We start from the raw sequence: 235 nt of genomic DNA, 5'->3' as shown, positions 1-235 counted from the left end.
TCATCGGCGTGTGCCAGCTGCCGCAGTCGCCCTGCGTCCCCATCGCCAACTCGATCGCCGAGCTGGAGCGGTGCGTCAACGAGCTCGGCTTTGACGGCTGCAACCTCAATCCGGACCCTTCCGGGGGCCACTGGAACGGGGAGCCACTGCCCTACCGGGCCTGGTACCCGTTCTTCGAGACGATGTTGGAGCTGGACGTGCCGGCCATGGTGCATGTGTCGTGCAGCTGCAATGC

Annotated in this window: 1 protein-coding gene; it reads left to right on the top strand. The window is 66.0% G+C overall.

Annotated features, from left to right (window positions below):
- The coding region (locus ACQG3P_RS23955; RefSeq protein ID WP_426806444.1) for an amidohydrolase family protein at positions 1-235 on the top strand (235 nt) is incomplete at both ends.

This window comes from Stenotrophomonas sp. SrG (assembly GCF_050031795.1).
GTDB classification, from domain to species: domain Bacteria; phylum Pseudomonadota; class Gammaproteobacteria; order Xanthomonadales; family Xanthomonadaceae; genus Stenotrophomonas; species Stenotrophomonas rhizophila_A.
The sequence above is the reverse complement of the archived record's forward strand: the minus strand, read 5'-3'. Positions and strand labels throughout refer to the sequence as shown.